The 21,182-nt window shown below is 71.7% G+C and carries 20 protein-coding genes; 11 read left to right on the forward strand and 9 right to left on the reverse strand.

Going from position 1 to position 21,182, the window contains the following annotated elements; all coding sequences use genetic code 11:
• The first annotated feature begins 65 nt into the window (after positions 1–65).
• On the forward strand, positions 66–905 hold the full coding sequence (locus tag SSP29_RS19540) for an endonuclease/exonuclease/phosphatase family protein (RefSeq protein ID WP_089102402.1): 840 nt from the start codon (positions 66–68) through the stop codon (positions 903–905).
• Here SSP29_RS19540 and SSP29_RS19545 read toward each other — a convergent pair.
• Together SSP29_RS19545 and SSP29_RS19550 are read right to left on the reverse strand one after the other, a co-directional pair.
• Complete coding sequence (locus SSP29_RS19545) at positions 888–1,070, reverse strand: DUF397 domain-containing protein (RefSeq protein ID WP_089101979.1); 183 nt, start codon at positions 1,068–1,070, stop codon at positions 888–890. The two genes, SSP29_RS19540 and SSP29_RS19545, sit on opposite strands and share 18 nt — an antisense overlap.
• A 10-nt stretch (positions 1,071–1,080) precedes the next feature.
• Positions 1,081–1,935, reverse strand: a complete 855-nt coding sequence (locus SSP29_RS19550; RefSeq protein ID WP_089101980.1) for a Scr1 family TA system antitoxin-like transcriptional regulator — start codon at positions 1,933–1,935, stop codon at positions 1,081–1,083.
• A 202-nt stretch (positions 1,936–2,137) separates the two neighbouring features.
• Between SSP29_RS19550 and SSP29_RS19555 the strand changes: the two genes are divergently transcribed.
• Genes SSP29_RS19555 through SSP29_RS19570 form a run of 4 tightly spaced genes read left to right on the forward strand, consistent with a single transcriptional unit; the run spans position 2,138 to position 3,536 of the window.
• Positions 2,138–2,563 (forward strand): ATP-binding protein, encoded by a 426-nt coding sequence (locus SSP29_RS19555; protein ID WP_089101981.1) that lies wholly within the window; start codon positions 2,138–2,140, stop codon positions 2,561–2,563.
• 50 nt (positions 2,564–2,613) lie between these two features.
• Positions 2,614–2,889: a hypothetical protein gene (locus SSP29_RS19560; RefSeq protein WP_145968920.1), complete on the forward strand. Its 276-nt coding sequence runs from the start codon at positions 2,614–2,616 to the stop codon at positions 2,887–2,889.
• Positions 2,886–3,167, forward strand: coding sequence for a hypothetical protein (locus SSP29_RS19565; protein WP_089101983.1), 282 nt, complete (start codon positions 2,886–2,888; stop codon positions 3,165–3,167). Before SSP29_RS19560 ends, SSP29_RS19565 begins: the two co-directional genes overlap by 4 nt.
• Before the next feature lie 39 nt (positions 3,168–3,206).
• Complete coding sequence (locus tag SSP29_RS19570; RefSeq protein ID WP_089101984.1) at positions 3,207–3,536, forward strand: hypothetical protein; 330 nt, start codon at positions 3,207–3,209, stop codon at positions 3,534–3,536.
• On the opposite strand, the gene SSP29_RS19575 is transcribed toward SSP29_RS19570, so the two are convergent.
• The 3 genes from SSP29_RS19575 to SSP29_RS19585 all read right to left on the reverse strand — a co-directional run bounded on the left by SSP29_RS19575 (position 3,533) and on the right by SSP29_RS19585 (position 7,023).
• Complete coding sequence (locus SSP29_RS19575) at positions 3,533–4,435, reverse strand: oxidoreductase (RefSeq protein WP_089101985.1); 903 nt, start codon at positions 4,433–4,435, stop codon at positions 3,533–3,535. The genes SSP29_RS19570 and SSP29_RS19575 overlap by 4 nt on opposite strands.
• Before the next feature lie 171 nt (positions 4,436–4,606).
• A complete protein-coding gene (locus SSP29_RS19580; protein ID WP_245883145.1) occupies positions 4,607–5,302 on the reverse strand; it encodes a phosphotransferase in 696 nt (231 codons plus the stop codon).
• Positions 5,303–5,511: 209 nt separating this feature from the next.
• The gene (locus tag SSP29_RS19585) at positions 5,512–7,023 is read right to left on the reverse strand and encodes a CehA/McbA family metallohydrolase (RefSeq protein ID WP_089101986.1); all 1,512 of its coding nucleotides are present in this window, start codon (positions 7,021–7,023) and stop codon (positions 5,512–5,514) included.
• A gap of 161 nt (positions 7,024–7,184) precedes the next feature.
• Here SSP29_RS19585 and SSP29_RS19590 point away from each other — a divergent pair, with 161 nt between their 5' ends.
• The 3 genes from SSP29_RS19590 to SSP29_RS19600 all read left to right on the forward strand — a co-directional run bounded on the left by SSP29_RS19590 (position 7,185) and on the right by SSP29_RS19600 (position 11,511).
• Positions 7,185–8,030 carry an LLM class F420-dependent oxidoreductase gene (locus tag SSP29_RS19590; protein WP_089101987.1) on the forward strand — a complete coding sequence of 282 codons (846 nt, stop codon included), beginning with the start codon at positions 7,185–7,187 and terminating at the stop codon, positions 8,028–8,030.
• Between the two features lie 208 nt (positions 8,031–8,238).
• The gene (locus SSP29_RS19595) at positions 8,239–10,851 is read left to right on the forward strand and encodes a bifunctional FO biosynthesis protein CofGH (protein ID WP_089101988.1); all 2,613 of its coding nucleotides are present in this window, start codon (positions 8,239–8,241) and stop codon (positions 10,849–10,851) included.
• 90 nt (positions 10,852–10,941) lie between these two features.
• On the forward strand, positions 10,942–11,511 hold the full coding sequence (locus SSP29_RS19600) for a hypothetical protein (protein WP_150134502.1): 570 nt from the start codon (positions 10,942–10,944) through the stop codon (positions 11,509–11,511).
• A 3-nt stretch (positions 11,512–11,514) separates the two neighbouring features.
• Here SSP29_RS19600 and SSP29_RS19605 read toward each other — a convergent pair whose 3' ends face one another.
• Positions 11,515–12,345 (reverse strand): helix-turn-helix domain-containing protein, encoded by an 831-nt coding sequence (locus SSP29_RS19605; RefSeq protein WP_089101989.1) that lies wholly within the window; start codon positions 12,343–12,345, stop codon positions 11,515–11,517.
• Between the two features lie 102 nt (positions 12,346–12,447).
• Here SSP29_RS19605 and SSP29_RS19610 point away from each other — a divergent pair, with 102 nt between their 5' ends.
• Positions 12,448–13,044, forward strand: coding sequence for an NADPH-dependent FMN reductase (locus SSP29_RS19610; protein WP_089101990.1), 597 nt, complete (start codon positions 12,448–12,450; stop codon positions 13,042–13,044).
• Between the two features lie 10 nt (positions 13,045–13,054).
• Here the strand turns inward: SSP29_RS19610 and SSP29_RS19615 are convergent, their stop codons facing one another.
• Complete coding sequence (locus SSP29_RS19615) at positions 13,055–13,555, reverse strand: DUF2165 domain-containing protein (RefSeq protein ID WP_089101991.1); 501 nt, start codon at positions 13,553–13,555, stop codon at positions 13,055–13,057.
• A 56-nt stretch (positions 13,556–13,611) separates the two neighbouring features.
• A complete protein-coding gene (locus SSP29_RS19620) occupies positions 13,612–14,802 on the reverse strand; it encodes a hypothetical protein (protein WP_145968921.1) in 1,191 nt (396 codons plus the stop codon).
• Positions 14,803–15,400: 598 nt separating this feature from the next.
• On the opposite strand from SSP29_RS19620, the gene SSP29_RS19625 reads away from it, so the two are divergent.
• Entirely contained in the window at positions 15,401–16,858 is a 1,458-nt protein-coding gene (locus SSP29_RS19625) for an aminotransferase class V-fold PLP-dependent enzyme (protein WP_089101993.1), read from the forward strand.
• Positions 16,859–16,904: 46 nt separating this feature from the next.
• On the opposite strand, the gene SSP29_RS19630 is transcribed toward SSP29_RS19625, so the two are convergent.
• A complete protein-coding gene (locus tag SSP29_RS19630) occupies positions 16,905–18,605 on the reverse strand; it encodes an ABC transporter ATP-binding protein/permease (RefSeq protein WP_089101994.1) in 1,701 nt (566 codons plus the stop codon).
• Between the two features lie 102 nt (positions 18,606–18,707).
• Between SSP29_RS19630 and SSP29_RS19635 the strand changes: the two genes are divergently transcribed.
• The gene (locus tag SSP29_RS19635; RefSeq protein WP_089102405.1) at positions 18,708–21,176 is read left to right on the forward strand and encodes a tetratricopeptide repeat protein; all 2,469 of its coding nucleotides are present in this window, start codon (positions 18,708–18,710) and stop codon (positions 21,174–21,176) included.
• The last annotated feature ends 6 nt before the right edge of the window (positions 21,177–21,182 follow it).

A 21,182-nucleotide genomic window follows, 5' to 3' on the forward strand; every position in this document is an offset into this window, starting at 1 on the left:
GCGCCGGTGTCCCCTTCAATGTCTCTTACCCTTCCTCGGCGAGAGACGGTGGGCCCGTGCGGATCATGACCTGGAACCTGTGGTGGCGCTTCGGGCCCTGGGCCGAACGGCAGAAAGCGATCCTCGCCGTGCTGCGTGAGCTGCGGCCGGATGTGGTCGGCCTGCAGGAGGTGTGGGCCGCGGACGGCGAGAACCTCGCCGAGTGGCTCGCCGGTGAACTCGGCCTGCACTGGGCCTGGGCCGCCTCCCCGGCCTCCGAGCGCCGGCAGCGGCGGATCGGGGAGCCGGGCACCGAGATCGGCAACGCGGTGCTCAGCCGCTGGCCGGTGACGGAGAGCGAGGTGCTGCGCCTGCCGGCGCCGGCGGAACTCGACGACGGACGCCTCGCCCTCTACGCCCGCCTCGCGGCCCCCGACCACCCTGTCCCCTTCTTCACCGTCCACCTGACCTCGCAGCTGCACCTGTCGGCCGTACGCAGCCAACAGGTCACTGCGCTGGCCGAGTTCGTGGCCGCCCACCGCGCGGGCACCGACTTCCCGCCCGTCGTCACCGGTGACTTCAACGCCTGGCCGGACTCCGACGAGATCCGCCGGTTCTGCGGGCTCCGCACCGCACCTGTCGTACCCGGCCAGGTCTTCTTCGACGCCTGGGAGTACGCCGACCCGGCCGCTCCCTCCGCCACCTGGGACAACGCCAACCCGTACGTCCCCGCGGGCCTCGGCCCCGGCGTCCGCGTCGACTACGTCCACGTCGGCGCCCCGGCCGGCCCCGGCGGCATCGGGGCGGTGCTTGCCGTACGGCGGGCAGGGGCCGGACCGGTCGACGGGGTGTGGCCGTCCGACCATGCGGCGGTCGTCGCGGATCTGGCGGACGGCGGACCCGCGGGGTCACTGTCCGGCGGGTGACTTCAGCAGGTCGAGGAGGGCGCCGAAGGCCTCGGCGCCGACGGTGAGCACGGTCCGGGGCGGGTCGGCGTCGGCTATGCGGACGGCGGTGGGGGCGGCGGATATGTGGACGCAGGCTTCGCCTTCTTGGCAGTACGACGACTTCCGCCAGGGGCGCGTGGACATACCGGCTCCTTCACAGGTTCTGGATGATGGCGTGGATCAGGTCCCGGGACTTCGCCGGGCTGAGGGCGATGGCTTCGACGACATCCAGCAGGCGTCGGTACTTCTCCAAGTGGGCCTCGGCGTCGAGCAGTACGGGACCGTGGAACTGGTCGAGCTGCACGGTGTCCAGCTCGGCCACCGGTCCGCACAGGTGGTTGATGGACTGGCCCGATCCCGGGAAGGCTCCGACGTCGAAGGGAAGCACCCGAAGGGTGATGTGGTCCCGCAGGCTCATGTCGATCAGATGCCTGAGCTGCTGCCGGGCCACGTGCCGACCGCCGACCCGCATGTGCAGGGCTGCTTCGTGGATCACCGTGCTGTATGGATTCGGGGACTCCCGGAACACCACGTCCTGGCGCTTGATGCGGTGCGAGACCCGGTGCTCGACTTCCGGCGGAGTGGGGGCCGGGATGGCCCGGCTGAAGATCTCCCGGGCGTGCTCACTGATCTGGAGCATGCCCGGAACGTGTGAGGTGAAGGCGGTGCGGATGGCCGTCGAGTGGTGCTCCAGCTCGGCGAGGGTGAGCAGCCCCGACGGAAGTACCTCGCGGTAGGCGTCCCACCACCAGCCGCGGGTCTTCTCCGCGGCCATGTCCGCCAGGGCGTCGATGTAGGGCTGGTTCGTGCACGAGTAGATGTGGGCCATCGCCCGGACACGGTCGGGGCTCACTCCGAACCTGGCCGACTCCACGTTGCTGAGTTGACCCGAGCTGGTACCGAGCATCTGCGCGGCCTCGGTGGAGGTCAGGCCCGCCCGCTCGCGGAGTTTGCGCAGCTCGGTGGCGAGTCGGACGCGTCGGGCCGTCGGCGCGGGCCTTGGCGTCATGGGTGTTCCTCCTGGCGGACGTACAGCGAGCTTGTCACTCACACGAGGGAGATGAGGCCGAGATCCTTCGAAAGCTCGCAAAGCTGCTTTGCGAGACCTCTATCGTCATTCCTGGGCGCCCCCTCCTGGAAGCGCACCGTGGGACGCCACGGCACAGACACCAGGCACCTGTCGAACTCCCCTCAGCGACCGGAGACTTCCGATGGTCACGGTATCCCCGTCCTGGAACTACACCCTGCACCTTCCGCACGATCCACGCGCACCGGCTATCGCACGGGGCACCCTGAGACTGATTCTCGCCGCGCATGAGATGCCCGAGCTCGCCCCCACCGCTGCACTCGTGGCGGCGGAACTGCTGGCCAACGCGCACTGTCACACAAAAGGGCCCTACGCCCTCCGCCTCCGCTCGGCCGAGCCCGGTCGTCTCCGGGTGGCCGTATGGGACACCGACCCGCACGTTCCGCCCGGCTTCTCGAACGCGTCCGCCCAGCCGCCCCCACCCGACGCCGAGCACGGCCGCGGACTGCCCCTGGTGCGGGCCTGTGCGGACACCTGGGGTGCGTCGCGGCTCCATGAGCTCGGCAAGCTGCTGTGGGCCGAGTGCGGAGGCGGGGCGGTGGCGTGGTGACCAGGGCCATACTGGGAAGCGGAGCGATGCCCCTTCATCAGGAGCTGATCATGAGCGCACAGCCCGAGCACGGCTGGGGAGCGATGCCCCTCCCGGAGATCCGGACCGTGGACGACCTGCGCAGCGCGCTCAGTCGCTACGGCTTCCCGGGCGACCGCGAGCGCTTCGAGGAGGAGCTGGCGGCAGCCATAGGAGCGTCGCCCACCAATGACTTCGCCGGCGCCGCTGCTGTGGTCCGCGCCTACCGGCACCGGGTCCTGATCAGGAACTCGTCCGAGGTTATGACGGCGCTGGAGGACGCGCGAGCCGGAGGCGGCGGTACGTGAACGACGTCCCGTTGGAGGAGGCCGAGCCCGCAAGGAAGGCGTTCGGGGACCTGGCGGAGGGGGAGCGGGAAGTGGTCCGGGAGGCGCTCGCCGCAATCGCCCGCGACCCGGCGGTGGGCCGCGAGATCCCCGGGTGGCGGCCTCCGTCCGTGGAGTACACGTACACCACACCACTCGCCCGCGACTCGGCCGAGGCCATCACCGTCGTGTACACGCACACCCCGGGCATGGGGGTGACCGTCGTGTACTACTTCCGAGATCCACAGGTCGTGGACTGACCCGTTTCCGGGAAGCCCCGACAGTGCGATGATCGGCCGGTGGGCATAGCCATCAGCACAACGCTCTTCATCACCGCCTTCTTCTGCATCGGCGCGGGCATCACGGTCGCCACGACGTCCTGGACGTTTCCCTGGTTGGCAGGCAAGGTGTACAGGCCTCGGCTGTGGGGTGCCGGGTACGTCCTGTTCGGCGTCGTCGTCCTCTACCACGCGGTGGTCGCACTGGTGCATGTCGACCCGACGGTGGACCTGGTGATGACGGTCGTGACCACGGTGACGGCCCTTGCCGGCCTCGGGATGATGGGGTTCGCTCAGCGGGTGGGGCACGGGACGCGGTCGCCCCGTACCGGGCCCGGCGCCACCGACTAGCGGGGCTCGTCCTGCCTGTCGAGGACGGTCAGCTCCTTCTCGGTCAGTCGCAGGGCGCCGGCGGCGATGTTCTGCGCGAGGTGTGCCGGGTTCGCGGTGCCGGGAATGGCCAGCACGTGCGGACCGCGATGGAGGGTCCAGGCGAGCCGTACCTGGGCCGGCGTGGCGTCGTGGGCACGGGCGACGGAGCGGACGCGCGCGTCGTGCTCCTGGTCTGCGGCCGCCTCGCGCCGCAGGCCGGAGACCGCGAAGAACGGGACGAAGGCGATGCCCTGCTCCCCGCACAGGTCCACCAGCCCGCTCTCGTCGGCGCGGCGCCAGTCCAGGCCGTAGGAGTTCTGCACGCAGACCACGGGCGCGATCTTCTGGGCCTCGGCCACGTGCTCGGGCAGGACGGCGGAGAGCCCGAGGTGCCGGATCAGACCGGCCGCGCGCAGCTCGGCGAGGGCGCCGAAGTGCTCGGCGATCGACGCCGTGCGGGGGCCTCCGGCGCGCAGGTTCACCACATCCAGGCAGTCCCGGCCGAGCTGGCGCAGGTTCTCCTCGACCTGGCCGCGCAGCTGGTCGGGGCGGGCCCGGTAGAGCCACTCTCCGGAGGGATCGCGCCCCGGGCCCACCTTGGTCACCACGACCACGTCGCCGCGCCAGGACGAGAGGGCGCGGTTGATGAGCTCGTTGGCGGACCGCAGCGGCGAGAAGTAGAAGGCGGCCGTGTCGACATGGTTCACCCCCTGCTCGAACGCGCTGTGCAGCAGACCGACCGCGGCATCGCGGTCGATCGGCGCGCCGTCGGAGTTCCCCATCATCCCGTTGCCCGTCAGCCGCATCGCGCCGTAGCCGATGCGGTTGACCTCCAGATCCCCGAGCATCCAGGTCCCTGCTGCCGCTGCTGCGCTCACCGTGCTCCTTCGCCTGTCGGTTCGTCAGGTCCTGGAGTATGGGCCGGTCACGGCGTGCTGCGACAGGCCGAACGGCGGGGCAGAACGTCACACTTCTATCGGGAACCAACGCCCGGCGCACCGCCGTTGAACCTGCTGAGAGAGCTTGGGGCAGAGCGGAACTCCGAGCGCTCAGCGCAAGGCGCGGTCCAGATGGGGCCGGTGGTCGGAGACCCACTGGTACGCCTGCCGTACCTCTGTCACCACCCCGGCGTCACGGAGACGGATCATCGTGGGGTCTCCGGATCCGGCTGCCGCCTCGATGCCGCGTCGGCACCGGTCCTGCCACCACAGGATCACAGAGACGAGATCACGCCGGTTCGTGAGCCCGTAGGCGTCGGCGATCAGACGCAGCCGTCGCGCGGCCTCGGAGGCGTCCTCGACGCTCGGCCCGAGCCCGAGGTACTGCCAGCAGACGTGGGCGACGTCGTGGATGCGCGCGCCCGGCGCCGCCAGATCCCAGTCGATGAAGGCCACCGGGCGCAGCACGCCGCCGACCGGTCGGTAGACGGTGTTCCTGGGCGCGAGGTCGTTGTGGCAGACGACCTCATGTGGACCTGCCAGTTCCGTGCCCGCCGTCAGGTCGTGGAACTCCCGCACGAGCTGGGCGACCCGCCGCAGACTCCCGTCGGAGTACACCTCCGGCGGTTGCCGCGGTTGCCAGGCCACATGCCCGTCGAGGTAGGTGAGGACCTCACGGCCCTCCTCGTCGATGCCGTGGTGGCGCGGTGCACCGGGCCAGCCGCCGGCCTCGAACAGCTTCAACAACTCCCCGACGAACCGCGTACCGGCGGACGCGGGACGCCGCACGGTGGCGCCGACGCGCACCACGTGACTGACAAGCCCACCAGGCAGCGGCGATTCGCCGGACCCCTCACCCTGCACGATACTTTGCACGATCTTCACTCAACACTTTTCCGTCACCCACCGTGGGTACTTCACGGTTTCCGGGTCCTCGGCGACAGGCTCGTGATCGCCGAGGACCGGCACGCGGAGCTGTGGCCGGACGCGGACCGTGTTGACGTCGGCGAACGGTTTCAGCGGCCCAGGAAGATCGGGTTGGTCAGCGCCGCCAGGGCGCCGGGTACCGTGCCCGCCGCTGTCTCGTGGCGCAGTTCCGCGCGTACGTACGCCGCGTACGTCGGGGTCGTCCGCCACTCCACGGCCCCCGAGCCGGCCACCGGCAGTGGGTCGCTGGTGAGGAGGACGCCCTGGTCGGTGACGAAGCGGACGGTGCAGCGGGGGACGCCGGAGGCCTCCAGGCGGACGGTCACCGGGGTGTCGGGGGCGACGGCGAGACGTTCGCCGATGCCCGCCTGTTCGCCGCGGCCGCCCGTCGCCGTGAAGCTCAGCGTCACGTTCTTCGACTCGGCGATGTAGGAGCGGCCCGCGCGCAGGCCCTCCTGGATGGCCTCGCGGGACAGGTCGTCGGCGAGGACGACCGTCTGGGGCGAGCCGACGGCGTCCGGGTCGCGGTGCGCGTCGCTGTTGCCCATGCCCGGGAGCCACTGCCGGTTGTCGCGCACCGACGCGACCAGCGTGGCGTCCCAGGCGGAGAGGGCCACCTCGTCGTCGGGGGTGTAGGGGCCGTTCCACACCTCGACCGCGTCCGCCTCCCCGAAGCCGAACTTCCAGGCGCAGCCGACGCACGTGGCGTGCGGATGCGCCGGTACGACCAGACCGCCGGCCTTGTGGATCTGGTGGGCGAAGCGGCCGAACCGGTTGTCGCGGGCCCGGTAGCGCCAGTCGACGAAGGTACCGGGCTCCGTGCCGAGGGCGACGACATGGCCGTTGCGGGTGGTGACCTCCTCGCCGAGCATGATGAGCAGGTCGTCGCCGGCCTGGTCCGCCCAGTGCGGGTGCGAGGAGTGCGTGTTGTGGTCCGAGGAGTTGATGAAGTCCAGCCCGGCGGCGCGGGCGAGGGCCGCGATCTCGGCGGGGGTGCGGCGGCCGTCGGAGTACCAGGAGTGGAGGTGGCAGTCGCCCCGGTACCAGTCCCGGCCGCGGCCCTTGGCGCGGGAGGGCGGGTAGACCGGGCGGACGGGAGTGCCGGGTTCGCCGTACGTGAGGGTGATCGTCAGCTCGTAGGCGAGGCCCTGCGGGGCGACCGTGTAGGGGCCGAGGGCGATGTGCCAGGTGCCGGCGCCGACCGGGCCGGGGATGTAGCCGGGGGTCGCGTCGTCGGCGCGGACGAAGAACTCCGTGCGGGCGCCGCCCGACCAGCCCCGGAAGCCCTTGCCGCCCAGCTCGGTGCCGTGCTGGTCGAAGATGCCGATGTCGAGCGCGTTGCCCGTGGTGCCGGCCGGGACGCTCGGCCTGTCGTAGGTGTAGGAGACCTTGATCTCCCGTACGCCGGTGGGCACTTCGACCGGTACGTACACGAAGTCCGGGGAGCCGGGCGGCAGGGTGCCGCGTACCGTCGCCGTCTCCTGAGTCCCCTGGTCCTGACCGTCCGCCGCTGCGAAGCTCACGGGTCCCAACGTAAGGGCTGCCGCGGCGCCCGTCACGAACAGCGCGCGTCTGCCGATGCCGTGCGTGTCCTCACACATACCGCTCACTCTCCCCTCTCGACGTGAACTCCCCCGGAACCCGGAAGGACAGGGAATCCACAGCCGTCCGTATGTCATGTGCATAGCTGTGTGAAAGGCGGTACGCGTGATGCCGACCAGTCGGTATGGACAGATCGAGCCACCCCCGGTACAGATGGGACATGCGCATAGCCGTCACGGTCTTCCTCACCGACGAGACCATCGCCCCCGTCCGGCTCGCCCGTGAGCTGGAGGCACGCGGGTTCGCCGGGCTGTACCTGCCCGAGCACACGCACATCCCGGTCGAGCGGACCACCCCGTACCCGGCGGGCGGCGACCTGCCCCGCGAGTACGGCCGTACCCTCGACCCCTTCGTCGCCCTCGGCCAGGCCGCCGCCGTCACCGAGGGCCTCGGCCTCGGCACCGGCATCACCCTGGTCGCCCAGCACGACCCGATCGACCTGGCCAAGCAGATCGCCACCCTCGACCACCTGTCCGGCGGCCGCTTCACCCTCGGTGTCGGCTTCGGCTGGAACGTCGAGGAGGCCGCGGACCACGGGGTGCGGTGGCGCGACCGGCGGGAGCTCGGCCGGGACCGGATGGCGTTGATGCGGGCGCTGTGGGCGGAGGAACCGACCGCCTACGAGGGGGAGTTCGGGAGCGTACGGGCGTCGTCCGCGTATCCCAAGCCCGTCCAGAAGCCGCGCGGGCCGGTCGCCGGTCCCCGCACGCTGATCGGCGGGGCCGCCGGGCCGAAGCTGTTCGCGCACATCGCGGAGTATGCCGACGGGTGGCTGCCGATCGGGGGACGGGGGCTGACGGAGTCGCTGCCGGTGCTCCGCTCGGTGTGGGCGGACGCTGGGCGCGACCCGGCGGCGCTTCAGGTGGTGCCGTACGCCGTCTTCCCGAGCGCCGGCAAGCTCGCGCACTATGCCGAACTGGGCATCGAGGAGGTCGTGGTGCAGTTGCCTCCGGCGGGGGAGGCCGAAGTGCTGGGGGTGCTGGACGCTTACGGGGAGTACCTGTGAGGGGGTGCGCTGAGTTTCCGGGTGCGGGTGCGTGGGGGTTGCTCGCGCAGTTCCCCGCGCCCCTGAAGGGGCGCACTACAGCGCCCCTTCTTTTGCTTTTAGGGGCGCGGGGAACTGCGCGAACAGCCACGACGCACCTGCACGTGCCCACGTACCGCCGCCCCACGGCCCCCACTGAACCCGCTCACCCCGAACGTATGCTCAAAGAATGACGACTTCCGCGACCTCCGGAACCGGCCCCACCGAGAACTCCATGCGTCGCGCCCTCAAACGCGCCCGGGACGGCGTCGCCCTCGACGTCTCCGAGGCCGCCGTCCTGCTCCAGGCGCGCGGCGCGGCCCTGGACGACCTCGCCGCGTCCGCCGCCCGGGTCCGTGACGCCGGCCTGGAAGAGGCCGGCCGGCCCGGTGTCATCACGTACTCGAAGAGCGTCTTCATCCCTCTCACCCGCCTGTGCCGCGACAAGTGCCACTACTGCACGTTCGTCACCGTCCCCGGCAAGCTCCGCCGGGCCGGGCACGGGATGTTCATGTCCCCGGACGAGGTCCTCGACGTCGCCCGCAAGGGCGCGGCCCTCGGCTGCAAGGAAGCCCTGATCACCCTCGGCGACAAGCCCGAGGACCGCTGGCCGGAGGCGCGCGAGTGGCTCGACGCGCACGGTTACGACGACACGATCGCCTATGTCCGGGCCATCTCCGTCCGGATCCTGGAGGAGACCGGCCTGCTGCCGCATCTCAACCCCGGTGTGCTGTCCTGGACCGACTTCCAGCGGCTCAAGCCGGTCGCCCCGTCGATGGGCATGATGCTGGAGACGACCGCCACCCGGCTCTGGTCCGAGCCCGGCGGCCCGCACCACGGCTCCCCGGACAAGGAACCCGCCGTCCGGCTGCGGGTCCTTGAGGACGCGGGCCGCTCCTCCGTCCCCTTCACCTCCGGGATCCTGATCGGCATCGGCGAGACGTACGAGGAGCGTGCCGAGTCGCTTTTCGCCCTCCGCCGCGTCGCCCGCTCCTACCACGGCGTCCAGGAACTGATCATCCAGAACTTCCGCGCGAAGCCGGACACGGCGATGCGCGGCATGCCGGACGCCGAACTGGACGAGCTGGTGGCGGCCGTCGCGGTGGCGCGGCTGGTCATGGGGCCGGCCGGCAACATCCAGGCGCCGCCCAACCTCGTCAATGGGGGCACCTCCCAGACGGAGTCTGGGGGAGAGTACGAGCGGCTGATCGGCGCCGGTATCGACGACTGGGGCGGGGTGTCCCCGCTCACCATCGACCACGTCAACCCCGAGCGCCCCTGGCCGCAGATCGAGGAACTGGCGCGGAAGTCGGCCGCGGCAGGCTTCGAGCTGCGGGAACGTCTCTGTGTGTACCCGGAGTTCGTCCGGCGCGGCGAGCCCTGGCTGGACCCGCGGCTGCGCCCGCACGTGGCCGCGCTGGCGGACCCGGAGACGGGCCTCGCGGTGCCGGACGCGGTGGTCGAGGGGCATCCCTGGCAGGAGCCGGAGGAGGTCTTCGTCGCCTCCGGCCGCACGGATCTGCATGCCTCCATCGACACCCAGGGCCGTACGGGCGACCGGCGTGACGACTTCGACGAGGTGTACGGCGACTGGGGCGCGCTGCGGGAGGCGGCCGCCCCGGGGATGGCGCCGGAGCGGATCGACACGGACGTGCGCGCGGCCCTGGCGACCGCGGCCGACGACCCGACGAAGCTGACGGACGCCGAGGCGCTCGCCCTGTTCCACGCGGACGGCCCGGCGCTGGACGCGCTGACCGGGATCGCCGACGACGTGCGGAAGTCCGCGGTCGGCGACGACGTCACCTACATCGTCACCCGCAACATCAACTTCACCAACGTCTGCTACACCGGCTGCCGCTTCTGCGCCTTCGCGCAACGGCGCACGGACGCGGACGCCTACACCCTCTCCCTGGACCAGGTCGCCGACCGGGCCCAGCAGGCGTGGGACGTCGGCGCGGTCGAGGTCTGCATGCAGGGCGGCATCCATCCCGACCTGCCCGGCACCGCGTACTTCGACATCGCGAAGGCGGTCAAGGAACGCGTCCCCGGCATGCACGTGCACGCCTTCTCCCCGATGGAGGTGGTGAACGGCGCGACCCGCACCGGCATGTCGATCCGGGAGTGGCTCACGGCGGCGAAGGAGGCGGGCCTCGACACCGTCCCCGGCACGGCGGCGGAGATCCTCGACGACGAGGTCCGCTGGGTCCTCACCAAGGGCAAGCTGCCCGCCGCCACCTGGATCGAGGTGATCACCACCGCCCACGAGGTCGGCATCCGCTCCTCCTCCACCATGATGTACGGCCATGTCGACCAGCCCCGCCACTGGCTGGGCCACCTCCGCACGCTGGCCGGCATCCAGCAGCGCACGGGCGGCTTCACGGAGTTCGTGACGCTGCCCTTCATCCACACCAACGCGCCCGTCTACCTGGCGGGCATCTCCCGTCCGGGCCCGACGATGCGCGACAACCGGGCGGTGACGGCGATGGCGCGTCTCCTCCTGCACCCCTACATCCCGAACATCCAGACAAGCTGGGTGAAACTGGGCGCGGAAGGTGCCGCGGAGATGCTCCGCTCGGGCGCCAACGACCTCGGCGGCACCCTGATGGAGGAGACGATCTCGCGGATGGCGGGGTCGTCGTACGGCTCGTACAAGTCGGTGCGGGACCTCGTCGCCGTGGCGGAGGCGGCGGGGCGTCCGGCGAAGCCCCGTACGACGCTGTACGGCGAGGTGCCGGAGGAACGGCAGCGGGCGGCGGAGGCGTCCGACGGGCACCTGCCGGAGCTGCTGCCGGTGCTGGACTGAGCGGAGCGAGTGGGCGGGCAGCGCACAGTACGATGATCCGACCCCTGTGCGAATGAGCGGGGGGCCTCATAACGGAGGAGATGCGTACCCGTGGCTGCCCGACTGCTGCCCTCCTGGGTCTGGGTCTCCGGCCTGACGGCCGGGGCGACGGTCGCCGTCGTCTTCCTCGCCCTCCAGGCCGACAAGGGGCCGCACCCCACGGCCGCGGCGGTCCGCCCGTCGGCGAGCGCGTCGGCGGGCGCCCACCCCTCCGTGTCCCCGAAGCCCACGAAGGCCCCCGCGGTACCGGCGGCCTCCGGCACCGGCCGCCGGATCGTCTACTCGCTGGGCGCCAAGCGGGTGTGGACGGTCGACGCGAGCGACAAGGCGACCCGCACGTTCACGGTGTGGCCGGGGACGGTCAGTCCCGACCCCGGCACCTACACCATCTCCAGGACGAGGTCCGCCACGACCGGCTCGGACGGCGTCCCGATCGAGCACATCCTCTACTTCGCCGCGAAGTCGGGGCTGTCGATCGCCTTCTCCAACGCGGTCGACGGCTCCTCCCCGGCACCCGCCGCCGGCAAGCAGACCAGCGGCATCCGGATGCCCAAGGCGGACGGCGCGGCCCTGTGGACGTTCGGCACGGAACCGAACACCAAGGTGACGGTGGTCAAGTAGCCGTCAGGAGATGGCGCGGAGTCGCGGTGGCCTGCGGAGCCGCTCGACGGCCGCGGCCGTCTCCTCGTCGGCGGGCAGCAGGACGACCAGCTGCTGGGCGTCCTCGGTGATGTCGAGCGTCTCGCGCCGCAGGCGCAGTTCGGTGCCCGAAGGGTGCCGCAGCCGCAGCACCCCGCGGGCCGGAACCACGTGCCGGTTCATCCGGCGGGTGAAGTCGGCCCCGGCGACCGGCGCCAGCTCCGCCGTGAACCATTCGCTGTTCTCCACGGAGGGCCCGAGCCAGAGGTCGAAGGCCTGCTCGTCGGCGACGGTGTCCCAGTCGGCGAAGAGGGCCCGGGCGCGCGGATCGGTGAACACGTACCGGGTGAGGTTGGGGACCTCGGCGTCCAGGAGCCCGGTCCCGCCCATCACCGCCTCGTACGACCCCGTACGGGCGAGGATGTCGCCGAGCCGGTTGGTGACGAGGGCGAGGCCCGGTTCGAGCAGGCGGAGGGTCTCCAGGACGGACGGCCGCACCTCGCGCCGCGGCGGCGCCGGTTGCGGGTGGGCGACGCACTCACCGCCGGTGATCTTCGCGAGGTAGCGGAGGTGGGCGCGTTCGGCGGGATCGAGGCTGAGGGCGTCGGCGAGGGCGTTGACGACGGCCACCGACGGATTGCGGTCCCGGCCCTGCTCGATGCGGGTCAGGTACTCGACGCTGATACCGGCCCGGTCGGCCAGGTCGAGCCGCCGCAGTCCCGGTGACCGCCGGCGGCCGCGCTCCGGCAGCCCGAGCACCGCCGGCTGGATGCTGTCCCGCTTCGCCCGGACGAAGTCCCCCAGTGGTGTCCCCATGCGGTCGAGGATAGGCGGACCGGAGTTCTCTCAGCATGGCCCTGCGGGGGCCAGCCTGAGCACGGTCTGGCTGGGCCTGGAGGGCGCCCCGATCGTGGAGGCATGGACAACGACAAGCACAGGCTCGTGATTCTGGTGGGAAGCGTCCGGGAGGGCCGCTTCGGCCCGGTGGTGGCCCAGTGGGTGGCCGAACAGGCGGGCGCACACGGCGCCTTCGACGTGGACGTCGTGGATCTGGCAACGTACGACGTCCCGTTGACGTTGCCGGCGGAGTCACCGAAGTACGCGGGTGACGCCTACCTCCGCCCGGCCGGAATGCGGGGACTGACGGAGGCTCTGTCGGCGGCGGACGCGTTCGTCATCGTCACCCCCGAGTACAACCACAGCTACCCGGCATCGCTGAAGGCGGCCATCGACTGGCACTTCACCCAGTGGACGGCGAAGCCGGTCGCGTTCGTCAGCTACGGCGGCGCGGCCGGCGGCCGCCATGCCGTGCTCCACCTGGAGAACGTGCTCACCGAACTGCACGCGGTGACGGTCCGGGACGGCCTGGCCTTCCCGAACTACTTCACCGCGTGGCAGGACGGCCGCCCCCTGGACTCCCAGGTCGCCGGGTACGCCAAGACCCTCCTCGACCAGCTGTCCTGGTGGACGGCCACCCTCCGCGCGGGCCGCGAGGCGGCCCCCTATCCCTCCTGACCCCTCCTGATCAGCCCTCCTGGTCCGAGGGGCTCAACTGGACGACGATCAGGGCGAGGCCGGTCAGGACCAGCACCCGGGTCGCGGCGTCCAGCCCGTTCCAGGTCTTGGACTGCCACATGGAGAACCACTCACCGCCGATCCCGATGAACCCGGCGCCGAAGAGCAGCACGAGCATCAGCAGACCGTAGGTGGAGACGCGCCGCGCGCGGACGTTGTCACGGCGGACCCAGAGCCAGGTCCCGGCGATCAGCACCAGCGCGGCCAGCGTCTCCCACACGATGATGGCGACGTAGGCGGCGTTCTCAAGTCCCTTGTCCGTGATGGCCCGCCACATCAGGTCGTCGTCCTTGAACGTCGTGTCCATGGCCAGGACATGCTGGACGAACGCCTGGTTGGTACCGAAGTCGGTGATGTTCCCGAAGGCGACGAGGGCGATGTAGAGGGCGACGCTGCCGGTGAGAACGGCAGCGGCGAGTGAGAGGGCACGGGGCCCGTGGGAGGTGGACATGCCACCGTCCTTCCCGCTCCCCGCCGTTCACACCCTTCTGTTCAACTCGTCGGCGGTCAGTTGGGGCAGCCGGGAATCGCCGGCGAGCTGGTCACGCAGTTGTTGGGAGTGTTGTTGACGACCTGGCTCGACGAAACGAGGTTCACCGTCCCGCCGGTGTTGTAGATGCCGCCGGCGTTGTCGGTGGCGGAGTTGGCGCTCACACGGGAGTTCAGCAGCGTCGCCACCGCGCCCGAGAACCGGTTGTAGATACCGCCGCCACGGGTGCCCGCTCCGGTCGCGTGGTTGTCGCTGACCGGACTGAGTTTCAGGGCCAGAGGACTGGCTTCGTTGTAGATGCCGGCGCCGGCGAGGTTGCCGGCGGCGGCGGCGCCGGTTGCGGTGTTGCCGGTGACCGGGCTCTTGTTGAGGGTCGTGTTCGCGGCAACGGCAATGCCCCCGCCGACGACGCCGGTGTTGTTCGTGATGCGCGTGGCGTTGAAGGTCGTCGTATTCAAGATGGAGGCGACGCCGCCGCCGAAGGTGCTGGTCGCGGTGTTGCCGGTGACCGTGCCGCCGTTGAACACGAGGCTGCCGCGGTCGGCCTCCAGGCCGCCGCCCCGAGGCGCCGTGTTGTTGCTGAGGCAGCTGTTCTTGACCTTGAGGGTGCCGTTGCTGGAGAAGATGCCGCCGCCCCTGAAGTCGGCGGTGTTGTTGATGACCTTCGCGGCGTTGAGCGTGAGCGCGGAGCCGGCACCGTTGACCAGGACGGCGCCACCGACACCGGCACCGGATGCATGGCCGTTGCTCAGGGTGAGGGAGTTGAGGGTGAGGTTCCCCGGGGCGTCGACCTCGAAGATACGGAAGAGCGCCGCCGACGACCGGGTGATGGTGTCATCGAAGCCGGTGACCGTCACCGTGCTGGTGATGACCGGCAGTCCGTTGCTGTCGTTGTCCGCGCCGGTGAGGGTGTAGGTGCAGCCCGGAAAGAGGTTGACCGTACCGCCGGTTGGGTTGACTGTGTTGATCGCCGCGATCAGGGCACTTGCAGTGCAGTTCGGAACGTTGACCGTCACCCGTTTCGCGACAGCGGACGATCCGTCGGGACGTGCGGCACGGTGCAGCGGCAGCGAGGGTGTGCGGGTGTCGACCAGCCGTGGCGCCGAGGGGGCGGGGTCGGGCTGGGCGTCGGCCTGAGGTCCGGCCAGGGCCACCAGGCCGGCAGCAAGAGTCGTTGTGCCTGCTATGCCGAGAATGCGGAAGCGCATGGGGATTTCCCTTCGGGGTCGCGAATGGAATGGACTGTCCTGGTGTGCGCACCAGGACAGGTGCGAGTGCCTTTGAGCGGTCAGTGCTCGGCACATGCGCGCGACGTATGAACAGCTCGCGCGGCAGTCGGTGAAGGCGCTCGCGTCGTGAGCGTGAGGACGGCTTGTGCCGCACGGCGGCAGTAAGCCCTCAACAAGAATGGCTCTGTGTAATGTGCCGCGCACACTGAGTGGCCAACCGGGTGAAGGGTATGCGGCGCCCGTGCCTGACCTCGGTGCGCGATCGGCCGTACTGCGTCGAGCCGGCGTTTCACGGGAACGCGGCCACCACCCCGATGTCGGCTGGCTGCGGTTCCACGATCAGCCCTCCTGGTCCGAGGGGCTGAGCCGGACGACGATCAGGGCGGGCCCGGTGAGCACGGCAGCGGCGAGCGGAAGAGCACGAGGTGCGTGGGAGGTGGCTATGCCACCGTCTTTCCTGCACCCGGCCAACTACACCCCCCTGTTCGGCAGTTGGCGGGCGGCCCGACGTCGTGGCGCAGCGGCGAACCGCTCGCACGCGGTTACCTTTGTCGAAGTTTCATGCGAAGGAGTTCTCATGGACACGGCAGACGCCGCCCGATGTACAAGCGCCGGGGGAGCGGAAGGTCCCGACGGCTTCGCGGAGTTGCGGACGCGCGAGTTCGGCTACCTCGACGAGGGCGGACACACCTACCTCGACCACACCGGCGCCGGACTTCCCCCGCGCTCCCTCGTGACGGGCAGCGCCCGGCGGATCACCGGCGGACTGTTCGGCAACCCGCACTCCGAGAGCCCGGCCTCCCGCGCCTCCGGACTCCTGCTGGCCGAGGCCCGGCAGGCGGTGCTCCGCCACTTCAACGCGGACCCCGACGAGTACGCCGTGATCTTCACCCCCAACGCCACCGGCGCCCTGCGCCTGGTCGGTGAGGCGTACCCCTTCACCCGCGACAGCAGGCTCGTCATGTCGCTCGACAACCACAACTCGGTCAACGGCCTGCGGGAGTACGCGCGGGCGCGGGGAGCCGCGACCGTGTACGTACCGGGCCTGCACATCGACGAGCGGCGCCTGCTCGCCGCCCTGTCCCCGCCCGGACCGCGCCGGGGCGCCGGCGGCCTGCTCGCCTACCCGGCGCAGAGCAACTTCACCGGCGTCCAGCACTCACTGGACTGGATCGCCACCGCCCGGTCACACGGCTACGACGTCCTGCTCGACGCGGCGGCCTTCGCCCCGACCAACGTCCTGGACCTGAGCCGCCACCATCCGGACTTCACCGCCGTCAGCTGGTACAAGGTCTTCGGACACCCCACCGGTATCGGCAGTCTGATCGCCCGCCGCGCGGCCCTCGCCAAGCTGCGCCGCCCCTGGTTCTCGGGTGGCACCATCTACGCCGTCAGCGCCCAGGCCCAGTGGCACGTCCTCGCCGCCGACGAGGCCGCCTTCGAGGACGGCACGGTCAACTTCCTGTCCCTGCCGGACGTGACCGCCGGACTCGCCTGGATCGACGGCATCGGCATGGACCGCATACACGCCCACGTCACCGCCCTCACCGCCCAACTGCTCAGCGGGGTGAGGGCATTGCGGCACAGCGACGGCTCCCCGCTGGTCCGGGTGTACGGCACCGAGCGCGCCGACACGGACCGCGCCGACACGGACCGCGGCGACGTGGCCCGCGGCGGTACGGTCGCGCTGAACGTGCTCGGGGCGGACGGCCGGATCGTCGACGAACGCGTCGTCACGCGCGACAGCGCCGCCCACGGCATATCCCTGCGCACGGGCTGCTTCTGCAATCCGGGCGCCGGAGAAGAGGCGTTCGACCTGCCACTGACCCGGCTGCGCTCGGCGGCCGGCACACAAGTCGCCTCACTGGACGAGTACTTGGAGCTGCTGGAGCTGCCGTCGGCGGGCGCCGTCCGGGTCTCCCTGGGCGTGTCGTCCCAGCCCGGGGACATCGAGACGTTCCTGACGTTCGTGACGCAGACCTACCGGGACCGGGTGCCGACGGTGACCGGCCTGGCCGCACGCGAGAGCTGCTGAGCCCCTGTCACCCTGCCGCTCACCCTGCCGCGCACCCCGCGACGGATCACCGCCCCGCCCGGCTCCGCGCCGCCCCGTCCCGGCACTTGCGCACCAGGATCACCCACGTCCAGGCCAGGAACACCAGCGCGAAGCCCGCCAGGACCAGCCACCCGCGGCTCGCCGGATGCCCGAACGAATCCCCGTACGACGCCAGCAGCGGCGGACCGAGCGGCGAGCGGCCCGCCCGCCACAGCGACTCCAGCCCCACCCCGCTGCCCAGCGCCTCGAACGCCCAGCGGTTGGTCATCGCCCAGCTGATCGCCTTCCCGGCCACCGTCATCCGGTGCACCGGCACGAAGGCGCCCGAGAACAGCACCTGGGGGAAGCAGAGCAACGGCAGCATCAGCGTGGCCTGCCCCGGCTCCGACACCGCCGCCGAGGCGAGCAGCCCCAGCGCGAGAGCGGCGGCCGAGGCCAGCACACTCGACGCGAACAGCGACCCGTACGTGTCCCAGCCCGCCGCGGGCAGCCGGTCCAGAGCCCGCAGCACGACCAGCAGCAACGCGTCCGCGACCGCGAGCACCGGCAGCATGGTGGTCAGCTTCGAGGCGACGTACGGACCGATCCGCAGCCCCGCGAGCCACTCCCGGCGCAGCACCGGCAGCTCGGTGCAGATCTGGAGCAGGCCGTAGGTCAGCCCGAAGAAGAACGCGCCGAACGCGATCCAGAACATGATCATCGCCGAGGAGCCCGGATCCGGTGCCGCCGGATCGAACGCACCGGCCCGGAACAGCACCGCGAACATCGCGACGATCATCACCGGCGAGCCCGCCAGGACGGCGACCGAGAGCCGGTTGTGCAGCATCAGCGCGGTACCGCGCCGGGTCAGCAGCGCCCACTGCCCGAAGACCCCGACACGGGGCGGCCGCGGCGACGGTGACGTGGCGTCAGGGAAGTCCGCGTCCTCGGGTGCGGCCCGTTCGACGCGCACACCGCCCGCCACCGCCTCGTACACCTCCTCCACGCTGCCGACCCCGAAGGCCTCGAACAGGGCGTCCGGTTCGCCCGCGTACGCGACCTCGCCACCGGCGGAGAGGAACACGACCTGGTCGGCGCGGAGCAGGTCGGCGAGGACATGTGTGGTCAGGACGACGGTGGTGCCGTCCTCGGCCAGCGTCCGCAGGGTGCGCAGCAGGGCCGCGCCGGTGACCGGGTCGAGCCCTGACGTCGGCTCGTCGAGGAAGAGCATCCTGGGCCGGGTGAGCAACTCGACCGCGATACTGGCCCGTTTGCGCTCGCCGCCGCTCAGCGCGCGCACCGGAGTCTCCGCCCGCTCCGCCAGACCGAGCGTGTCCAGCACCCGGTCGACGGTCTCCAGCACGGTCCCGGCCGGCGTACCCGGAGCCATCCGCAGCCCCGCCGCGTACACCAGGGTGCGGCGCAGCGGCAGCTCGCGGTGGATGATGTCCTCCTGCGGAACGAACCCGAAGTCCGGCCCCGGCGGCCCCGGTCGCGCCCCGTCGTGCAGCACCGCGCCCTCGGTCGGTGCGCTCAGCCCCGCCAGCGTCTGCAACAGCACGGTCTTGCCCGCACCGCTGCTCCCGGCGATCACCGTGAGCCGCCCCGGAGCGACATCGACGGATATGTCATTCAGTATCCGCCCGCCCCCACGGACGTCCCGGCTCACCCGACGCGCCCGCAGGCGCAGGCCGTTGACGGAGGGAGCGGGAGCCTCTACGGACGCGTGCGGGGGCGATGTCGACATGGGGGCAGCATGTCAGGTGTGCCCCGGGCTCGACAGGCGCCCGTGTCCTGATGCCGGGGCCTCTGCCAGACTGCGGGCGGAGTGGCTACGGGGGTGCAGCTGATGGGGTCGACACGGCCGTCGATGCAGGAGCTGATCGGGCGGCGCCGGAGGGCCGGGTTCGTCGGGCGGGTCGAGGAGCGGGCCGCGTTCCGGCGGAACCTGGAGCTGCCGCCCGAGGACGAGCGGCATCGCTTCCTCTTCCATGTGCACGGTGACGCGGGCGTCGGGAAGACCCGGCTGGTACGGGAGTTGGAGCAGATCGCCCGGGAGGCCGGGGCGCTGACCGCGTATGTCGACGAGGGCGTGGCCGGCGTCCCCGAGGCGATGACCGTGATGATCCGTCAGTTTGCGGCACAGGGGCGGAGGTTCAAGGAACTGGAGCGGTTGCTGGCCGCGCACCGGGAGCGGCGGCACGAGGCGGAGGCCGCCCTGGCGATGGGCGGACCCGAGGACCGGGAGGGGCCGTCGGCGGGCAGTCTGGCCGTGGCGCGGGCGGCCCAGGTGGGACTGGGGATGGTTCCGGTGGCCGGCGCCTTCGCCGTCGCCCTGGACACCGACCGGCTCGCCGAAGGCGCCGACCGGCTCCGGGCCCGCTTCCGCAGCCAGGAGGACGCCCAACTGGTGCTGTCCCCCGAGCGGGTACTCACCCCCGTGCTGCTGACGGAACTGGCGGGCGCGGCCGACGCCGTCCCCTGGATCGTCCTCCTCCTCGACACCTACGAGCGCACCGGCCCGTTCCTCGACCCCTGGCTGCACGACGTGATGACCACCGACCGCCATGGCGCCCTCCCCGCCAACGTCGTCGTGGTCACCTCCGGCCAGCACCCGTTCGACACGGCCCGCTGGGGCAGCTTCGCGGACTTCAGGACGGACCTGCCGCTCGGCCCGTTCACGGAGGCGGAGGCCCGGGGGCTGCTCGCGGACAAGGGGGTGCGGGACGAACCGGTGGTCGCCGAGGTGCTGCGGCTGACGGGCGGCCTTCCGGTGCTCGTCTCCACCCTGGCCGAGTCCGGGCCCGTCGGCCCCGGGGAAGTGGGGGATCCGAGTGCCACGGCGGTCGACCGGTTCCTGAAGTGGGAGCGGGACCCCGTGCGCAGAGCGGCCGCGCTGGCGGGCGCGCTGCCCCGACGGCTCGACGAGGACGTGTTCCGGTCGGTCGTGGCCGGTCCCGAGAACCTTTCGGGCGCGCTCTTCGCATGGCTGAGAGGCATGCCGTTCGTCAGCGAGCGAGGGGGGCGGTTGCAGTACCACGATGTCGTACGGGCGCCGATGCTCCGGCTCCAGCGACTGCGCTCACCCCAGGGCTGGGCCGAGCGGCACACCCGGCTCGCCGAGGCGTACGGCAGACGGCGCACGGAGACCGAAGCCGGCCTGCGCCCGGACGAGTTGTGGGCGGACGAGGGGTGGCGGGAGCTGCGGCTCGGCGAGTCGTACCACCTGCTGTGCGCGAGACCCCGCGCCGCGCTCCCGGCGGTCCTCGCCGACGTCGTCACGGTCTGCGCCTACGGAGAAGACGTCGTACGTCCCTGGGCGCGGCTCCTGGCCGAGGCGGGCGAGGACGCGGACGCCGAGGCCGTACGGACCTGGGGCGGCGACCTCTCCGAGGCGCTCGCCGGCGGCGGGCTCGCCGGGCTGCTCCGGCTGCTGCTCGGCCGCGCCCGGGGCGACGAGCCGTGGCGGGCGACGGCCTGGGCGCTGCGGGCCGACGCGCTCGCCCGGGACGGCGCGCCCGAGCGGGCCCTGGAGGAGTACGACCGTGCCCTCGCCCTGGACCCGGCCCTGGTGCGGGCCCACCGCGGCAGGGCCGTCACCCGCGGCGGGACCGGCGACTACGAAGGTGCGCTGGCCGACCTCGACCGGGTGCTCGAACTGGAGCCGGACAACCCGTGGAACGTCATCCTGCGCGGCGAGCACCACCGGCTCGCACGCCACCACGACGAAGCGGTGGCCGACCTCAGCGAGGGGATCAGACGCAACCCCACCAGCGAGTTCGCCCTGGCCTCCCGCGGCGCCGCCCACGAACGCCACGGCGACCTCGACGCGGCCCTGGCCGACTTCGACCACGCCCTGGAACTCAAGCCCGACTACGCCTGGGCCCTCGCCCGCCGCGCCCGCGTCTGGCGCGGCCTCGGCGACCAGACCCGCCGCCTCGCCGACCTGGACCGTGCCCTCGCCCTGCAGCCCGACTGGGCCTGGGGCCGCTGCGAACGCGGCGACGCCCTGCGCGTCACCGGCCGCGACCAGGAGGCCCTGGCCGACTACGACCGCGCCCTCGAACTCGACCCCGGCTACGCGTCGGCGTACGCGAGCCGAGGCGTGTCCCTGTCCAACCTGGGCCGGAACGAGGAGGCCCTCGCCGACCTGGACCGCGCCCTTGCGCTGAACCCCGGCTACGCCTGGGCCCTGGCGATGCGGGCCCGGGTACGGCGTCGGCTGGGCGACCTGCCGGGCATGCACGCGGACCTGCGCCGAGCCGTCGCGGCGGATCCCGGCACCGACTGGATCCGCCGGGAGCTGGCGGAGACCTGAGTCCCG

The organism is Streptomyces hyaluromycini, from assembly GCF_002217755.1.
Classification (GTDB): Bacteria; Actinomycetota; Actinomycetes; order Streptomycetales; family Streptomycetaceae; genus Streptomyces; species Streptomyces hyaluromycini.

Bases quoted from the DNA above. Each gene is read 5' to 3' on its own strand.
- SSP29_RS19540 (WP_089102402.1), top strand. From the start codon at position 66: ATGACCTGGAACCTGTGGTGGCGCTTCGGGCCCTGGGCCGAACGGCAG.
- SSP29_RS19545 (WP_089101979.1), bottom strand. From the start codon at position 1,070: ATGTCCACGCGCCCCTGGCGGAAGTCGTCGTACTGCCAAGAAGGCGAA.
- SSP29_RS19550 (WP_089101980.1), bottom strand. From the start codon at position 1,935: ATGACGCCAAGGCCCGCGCCGACGGCCCGACGCGTCCGACTCGCCACC.
- SSP29_RS19555 (WP_089101981.1), top strand. From the start codon at position 2,138: ATGGTCACGGTATCCCCGTCCTGGAACTACACCCTGCACCTTCCGCAC.
- SSP29_RS19560 (WP_145968920.1), top strand. From the start codon at position 2,614: ATGAGCGCACAGCCCGAGCACGGCTGGGGAGCGATGCCCCTCCCGGAG.
- SSP29_RS19585 (WP_089101986.1), bottom strand. From the start codon at position 7,023: ATGTGTGAGGACACGCACGGCATCGGCAGACGCGCGCTGTTCGTGACG.
- SSP29_RS19590 (WP_089101987.1), top strand. From the start codon at position 7,185: ATGCGCATAGCCGTCACGGTCTTCCTCACCGACGAGACCATCGCCCCC.
- SSP29_RS19595 (WP_089101988.1), top strand. From the start codon at position 8,239: ATGACGACTTCCGCGACCTCCGGAACCGGCCCCACCGAGAACTCCATG.
- SSP29_RS19605 (WP_089101989.1), bottom strand. From the start codon at position 12,345: ATGGGGACACCACTGGGGGACTTCGTCCGGGCGAAGCGGGACAGCATC.
- SSP29_RS19610 (WP_089101990.1), top strand. From the start codon at position 12,448: ATGGACAACGACAAGCACAGGCTCGTGATTCTGGTGGGAAGCGTCCGG.
- SSP29_RS19615 (WP_089101991.1), bottom strand. From the start codon at position 13,555: ATGTCCACCTCCCACGGGCCCCGTGCCCTCTCACTCGCCGCTGCCGTT.
- SSP29_RS19620 (WP_145968921.1), bottom strand. From the start codon at position 14,802: ATGCGCTTCCGCATTCTCGGCATAGCAGGCACAACGACTCTTGCTGCC.
- SSP29_RS19625 (WP_089101993.1), top strand. From the start codon at position 15,401: ATGGACACGGCAGACGCCGCCCGATGTACAAGCGCCGGGGGAGCGGAA.
- SSP29_RS19630 (WP_089101994.1), bottom strand. From the start codon at position 18,605: ATGTCGACATCGCCCCCGCACGCGTCCGTAGAGGCTCCCGCTCCCTCC.
- SSP29_RS19635 (WP_089102405.1), top strand. From the start codon at position 18,708: ATGGGGTCGACACGGCCGTCGATGCAGGAGCTGATCGGGCGGCGCCGG.